The organism is Hydrogenivirga sp. 128-5-R1-1 (assembly GCF_000171895.1).
On sequence record NZ_ABHJ01000430.1, the window covers coordinates 1 to 1,252 of the forward strand.

The 1,252-nt window shown below is 27.0% G+C and carries 1 protein-coding gene and 1 pseudogene; one reads left to right on the forward strand and one right to left on the reverse strand.

Annotated elements, in window-relative coordinates; genetic code table 11:
• Nucleotides 1-34 precede the first annotated feature (34 nt).
• On the forward strand, nucleotides 35-703 hold the full coding sequence (locus HG1285_RS00955; protein WP_008289515.1) for an IclR family transcriptional regulator: 669 nt from the start codon (nucleotides 35-37) through the stop codon (nucleotides 701-703).
• Here HG1285_RS00955 and HG1285_RS20080 read toward each other — a convergent pair.
• A pseudogene (locus HG1285_RS20080) lies at nucleotides 704-1,252 on the reverse strand (hypothetical protein); the annotation flags it as partial.

Genomic DNA, 1,252 nt, shown 5'->3' on the forward strand with positions numbered 1-1,252 from the left:
ATAATATTTAAACAAAATAAAAGGATTTATAGTATTGGTTAAAAAGAAGGAGAGTAAAAGCTCTTTAGAGAAAGCATTAGACCTGATTGAAATTCTGAAAGAAAAGGACGAAGTAGGAGTTACAGAACTAAGTAAGCTTTTAGGTCTGAATAAAAATAATGTATTTAGATTACTTGCAACACTTCAGGTTGAAGGTATTATTCAGCAAGAAGAAGAAACCGGACACTACAAATTAGGAAAAAGAGTACTTTACTTAGAGTACGCATATTTAAAGGGACTTAGATTTTTAAGGGAAGCCAAACCGTTTTTAAAAGAATTAAAAAATATTTTCAATGAAACCGTTTACATTTCTGTATTACATAGTACAGATATTGTATATATCTATGCTGAAGAAGCAAACAGGTCTGTTTTAGTTCATTCCAGAATTGGAAAAAGATATTTAGCTGAAACAGCAGCTCCCGGAAAAGCTTTATTAAAAGCAAAAAAACTCAAAAAAGCTGATTATATAGTTGAATATGATTTTGAAAGTCTTGAACCTGAGGTTTCAGAAATATCTACAGTTTTATGGGATGATAAAACTCCTAAAGCTGCCATTTCAATAGTTGCTCCAATAAGTAGATTAAATCCATCAAATATTTTAGAGTTTAAAGAAAAATTGCTTAACATTGCTGGAAAGGTATCCAGTAAATTAAGTGGTAAATAATTATTTCTCTGGTTTTATTAAAGGGAAATTGTAATTAAAGTTTATTATATTTAATGTTAAAGTTAAAACCTTGTATGTTTTATTTGTGGTTTTATTGTAATCTTCTATATAATTAAAACTTAAGTACCAACATCTTCTATCAATAGTAATGTTTAGTCTTTTTTGCTGAATATATCCTTCTTTAATATTACTTAAAATTGATGTATTTAATCTAAAAATTTTGTACCTTGTATTTATAGAGTGAAGAAGCTGATTTGTTGAGTTATTATCAAAAGAATGAGAAATACTATAACTTAAATTAGTAAAAAGTGGAATTGTTATCCTGGATATTGACCTGCTAATCTGCCTTTTTTTCATATCGTAGTAAAGGGTATTTTCGCCAGAAAATCCTTTTATACCAAAAAATAAACTATTTGTTAAAGGTTTTAAATGTCCTTTATATTGATTATCTCCTATATAATAATTTTGCAAAAAGTATAACCTGCAGAAACAGTCCACCTGAAAAATCATTATTGTTAAATCTAAAATATTATTTAAGTAAACATCAAA